The organism is Edaphobacter sp. (assembly GCF_035763405.1).
In the GTDB taxonomy this organism is placed as follows: domain Bacteria; phylum Acidobacteriota; class Terriglobia; order Terriglobales; family Acidobacteriaceae; genus Edaphobacter.
In genome coordinates this window covers 1-4408 of sequence record NZ_DASUBE010000115.1, presented here as the reverse complement: position 1 = coordinate 4408, position 4408 = coordinate 1, and the positions used below count along the sequence as shown (strand labels likewise).

Annotated in this window: 5 protein-coding genes and 1 other RNA gene; 3 read left to right on the top strand and 3 right to left on the bottom strand. The window is 61.2% G+C overall.

The window, feature by feature from the left end; genetic code table 11:
* The first annotated feature begins 460 nt into the window (after nucleotides 1–460).
* Nucleotides 461–745, top strand: a complete 285-nt coding sequence (locus tag VFU66_RS11810) for a DUF427 domain-containing protein (protein ID WP_326446458.1) — start codon at nucleotides 461–463, stop codon at nucleotides 743–745.
* A 283-nt stretch (nucleotides 746–1028) separates the two neighbouring features.
* Here VFU66_RS11810 and VFU66_RS11805 read toward each other — a convergent pair whose 3' ends face one another.
* Nucleotides 1029–1226, bottom strand: a complete 198-nt coding sequence (locus VFU66_RS11805; RefSeq protein WP_326446457.1) for a DUF3565 domain-containing protein — start codon at nucleotides 1224–1226, stop codon at nucleotides 1029–1031.
* Nucleotides 1227–1439: 213 nt separating this feature from the next.
* Between VFU66_RS11805 and VFU66_RS11800 the strand changes: the two genes are divergently transcribed.
* Nucleotides 1440–2318: a menaquinone biosynthetic enzyme MqnA/MqnD family protein gene (locus VFU66_RS11800; protein WP_326446456.1), complete on the top strand. Its 879-nt coding sequence runs from the start codon at nucleotides 1440–1442 to the stop codon at nucleotides 2316–2318.
* Nucleotides 2319–2367: 49 nt separating this feature from the next.
* Nucleotides 2368–3087: a YqaA family protein gene (locus VFU66_RS11795; protein WP_326446455.1), complete on the top strand. Its 720-nt coding sequence runs from the start codon at nucleotides 2368–2370 to the stop codon at nucleotides 3085–3087.
* On the opposite strand, the gene VFU66_RS11790 is transcribed toward VFU66_RS11795, so the two are convergent.
* Both VFU66_RS11790 and ffs read right to left on the bottom strand, forming a co-directional pair.
* Nucleotides 3088–4104, bottom strand: a complete 1017-nt coding sequence (locus tag VFU66_RS11790) for a beta-ketoacyl-ACP synthase III (RefSeq protein ID WP_326446454.1) — start codon at nucleotides 4102–4104, stop codon at nucleotides 3088–3090.
* 163 nt (nucleotides 4105–4267) lie between these two features.
* Nucleotides 4268–4365: signal recognition particle sRNA small type (gene ffs, locus VFU66_RS11785), an RNA gene on the bottom strand.
* Nucleotides 4366–4408: the final 43 nt, after the last annotated feature.

Below are 4408 nucleotides of genomic sequence, written 5' to 3'. Positions count from 1 at the left end.
ACGAAATGTTCCTGAAGATGTTTGGTCCCGCTGCTTAAAAGACACAGGCGCCCCACCTTAGCGACACTCTCATCGCCGCTAAGGTGGGCTCCTGCTACCAATGCATCTCAATTCCGTTGCATCTCAATTCCGTAACCACTTTGCATTTCCGTTCTGTAACCACTTTGCATTTCCGTTCCGTAGCGCAGCGAAGGAATCTGCTTTCCTCCACCAGCCACAAATGTTCGGGTGCCCCACCTTGGCAGTCCCATCGCAAGGGTGGGAACGTACAAAGCCCTACCCGCCAGTTTTTGCATTCCCTTCCCAATCCCGGTAAAGACTGTTGAAACGGCCCATCCTTTCCTTCCTGCACCCTTTCTGTTACAAATAGGATAGGGATGCGGGGTGTGGGGTCCGCAATACCGGCTCACGAGATGCGGTACTTTCTCCGCAACTTGTTGAAAACAAGCAGGTAGTTATTATGGCAAAGGCAGTTTGGAACGGCCAGACGCTGGCTGAAAGCGAATCCTACGAAACCGTCGAAGGCAACATTTATTTCCCGGACGAGACCGTCAAGCGGGAGTTCCTGCGGCCCAGTTCCACAACCTCGAGTTGTCCCTGGAAGGGTCTGGCACGCTACTACACCATCATCGTGGACGGCCAGGAAAACCAGGACGCCGCATGGTACTACCCAGACCCCAAGCCCGCCGCGCGCACCGTAAAGCACCACATCGCGTTCTGGCGGGGCGTCGAAGTCACCAAATAGCACCCAGCCGGCATCACACACCCACATCATCTTGACCGAAGGCGGCGCTTCTTCCCGCCATTACACCACGTCATCTCGACCGGAGACGGCGTTTTCGCCCGCCATTGCACCACATCATCTCGACCGAAGTCGGCGTTTCTGCCCGCCATTACACCACGTCATCTCGACCGGAGGCGGCGCTTTTTGCCGCCGCAGTGGAGAGACCCCCGTATTTCTCTCACCCGCCCAAACACTCCACGCCACCAACATGCTCGCACTCACCAAAATACCGGTACCCAGAGAATCAACCGCGCGCCTCGTCATCGCACTTCTTGCACTCGATGACACGCCCAATCCACTCCGCGCGCCCCAACTCGGTCGTTACCCACTCCCGCGACACCCATGGAGGATCATGCCTCATATGCCGTCCGTGTCCGCACTCCAGCCGCGCCCGCCAATACCCTTCTTCATCCTGGTCAAAACCGACAATCCTCTGCTGCATCCAATCTCCTGTACAACTCCCGTAACTGCATCCGACGTCCAAATCCGGTTTCTTGACACGGCTGCTATACTTAACATAGACGCATCCGAACGGTCCGGCCCGCTCCGGACCATTTTCATTTAAACTGAATCCATACCGCAGTCCGGAACCAGGTCCGGACCTAAGTCCTTTGTTCGAAGGACTTTGAGTACTTAACCAGGGGGAGGGGGAGACGTGCCAGGCGCAGCATCCAACAACAAAAATCCAGCTCGCCTCCGCGTCGCCGCCATCGACTTTCTCAACCCCGCCCCGCTGATGTGGGACTTCGAGCACCCTCCCCGCGCCGCCCAACTCGCCGAGCACTATACCCTCCACTACACCCAGCCCTCCCTCTGCGCCGACGAGCTGCTGGCCGCCCGCGCTGACCTCGGCCTCATCCCCATCGCCTCCCTCACCCCTGACCTTGCCATCGTCCCCGGCACGGTCATCGCCTCGCTCGACCACGTCCGCTCCATCCTTCTCCTCATCAAAGAACCCTTCACCCTCGAAACCGTCCGCACGGTCGCAGCCGACACCGCCTCCCGCAGCTCCCTTGCCTATGCCGAGATCCTCTTCCGCAAATTCTCCGGCAACCATCCAGAGTTCGTCCCGGCCCCAGCCGACCCGGTCGCCATGCTCGCCAACGCCGACGCCGCCATCCTCATCGGAGACCCCGCGCTCATCGCCCACGAGTCCCGCTCGGCCGTCGAAGCCGCCATCGGTCCCTGCCACTGGCTCGACCTTGCCCACGAGTGGCGCGCCCGCACCGGCCTGCCCTGGGTCGCCGCCGTCTGGGCCGTCCGCCCCGAGGCCCTCCCTGCCAACAGCCTCACTCCCGCGCAACTCATCGAAGACCTCTCAGTCTCCCGCGACCACGGTCTACAGAACATCGACCGCATCGTCAGCGACTGGACCCCCCGCATCTCCATCCCGCCCGCGACCATCGAAGACTATCTCCGCCGCAACATCCACTACACACTCGACCCCGGCTGCCTCCAAACCATCCGCCTCTTCCGCCAGTACGCCGCCGAAGTCGAGGTCCTTCCTCCGTTACCCGCGCTGCGTTTTCTTTAAGGATGAAGCAGCCCGCTCAAGTACACTGCCACCAGCCGTCCTATCGAGCATGAAGTCGAGCGCAGCGACCAGCACCCTGGCCAAATCCGCCGCCCTGTACGCGCCCGAGGCCTCAGCGCCCGGACGCCGCCACTCCAGCGCGCTGTTGCACCTGATCTTCAGCTTCGGGCTCCTCGGCCTCTTCCTCGTCGCCATCGTGGACAGCTCCTTCGTCCCGCTTCCCATCCCCGGCCTCACCGACATCATGATCATCATCATGGCCGCCCAGCATCACAACTGGCTCCTGCTGATCCTCATCGCGGCGGCCGGCTCGCTGGTCGGAGGCTACTTCAGCTACCAAGTCGGCGCATCCGGCGGCATGGCCTTCATCGAGAAGCGACTCTCGGCCCGCAACTCCAAGCTGGTCCGCGATTGGATGGAACACCACAACATCCTCTCAGTTGTCCTGCCCGCCCTGCTGCCTCCGCCCATGCCGCTGGCGCCCTTCGTCCTCGCGGCAGGCGTCATCAAAGTTTCGCGGAAGAAGTTCCTGACCACTTTCACCCTCAGCCGACTTGTGCGGCACAGCATCGCGGCGTGGCTCGGCATCCATTACGGCAGTCACATCCTGCATCTCTGGAACCATCTCTCCGCCCAGTACGCGACGCCAATCCTGATCGCCATCTGGATCTCGATTGCGGCAAGCTGCGCCTTCGGCGGCTGGAAGCTCTATAAAGCCTCCCGCACCTTGGGCATCTATCCACCAAGCCACCCCAACACAATGGTCTGACTACATCTCCCAGCGCAGTAGCGTGGCCCCCACGGTAAAGCCCGCGCCCACGCTCGCCAGCAAAACCAGATCGCCCTTCTTCAACCGACCCTCGTCGAGCGCCGTCTGCATGGCCAGCGGAATTGTCGCCGCCGTCGTGTTGCCATAGCGGTCGATGTTGATCACCACGGAACTCTCCGGCATCCCCAGCCGCTCAGCCGTCGAAAGGATAATGCGCTTGTTCGCCTGGTGCGGAATAAAGCAGCTCAGGTCTTTGCCCGAGACACCGTTGCGCGAGAGCACCGTCTCGGCCGCCTCAGCCATCTTGCGCACGGCAAACTTGTAGACCGATTGACCATCCTGATGCACGTAGTGCATCTTCGCCTCCACCGTCTCGCAGGTGGAAGGATTCAGGCTGCCGCCGCCGGGCATGTTCAGCGACGCCGCGCCCGAGCCGTCGATCTCGTGCCAGTAGTCCACCATGCCGACCTCGCCCTCGGCGCAAGGCTCCAGCAGCACGGCGCCCGCGCCGTCGCCGAAGATGACGCACGTCGCGCGGTCGGTGTAGTCGATGATGGAACTCATCACATCGGCGCCGATCACCAGCACTTTTTTATGTGCGCCGCTCTCGACCAGCTTCGTCCCCACCTGTAGCGCATACGGAAACCCGGAGCAGGCAGCTGAAAGATCGAACCCCCAGGCGCCCTTCGCGCCGAGCTTGTCCTGCACCAGGCAGGCGGTTGCGGGAAACAGCATGTCTGGCGTGACCGTGGCGACGATGATGACCTCAACCTCGCTGGCCGAAATTCCACGCTTTGCCAGGCATTTCTTCGCTGCCTCGACAGCCAGATCGCTCGTTGCCACGCCCTTATCGACCAAGTGTCGCTCGCGGATACCGGTGCGTTCGGTAATCCACTGGTCGTTGGTCGCGACCATCTTTTCGAGGTCTGCGTTCGTCAACAAACGCGGCGGAACATACGCCCCAACTGAACTGATCTTCGCCCGTACCCGCGTCTGCGGTTTCAACGTCAAACTCAAACTCTCACCTCGTCTGCTCGGCTTACAGAACCATTATGAAGGAACATCCGCCTGCGCGGCAGAGACCATTCTCTCCGACAAGCCTACTCCTGTCACCAAGCAGCGGGCATCACGCGAGCGGTTGCGTTCTCAGATTGTAACGAGGGAATGAGGGGCAAAAAATATGTACCGGGCGACCCACTGCGCCCGTAGTTGCCCGTTACCGTTGCTTCCTTCCGGACCTGGCGGGGTTGGCGGGATTACGTCGCGTAGGACCCGGCACACGAACAAGTTTACCATCTCTCCCGCATCTCGGAACAGCGGC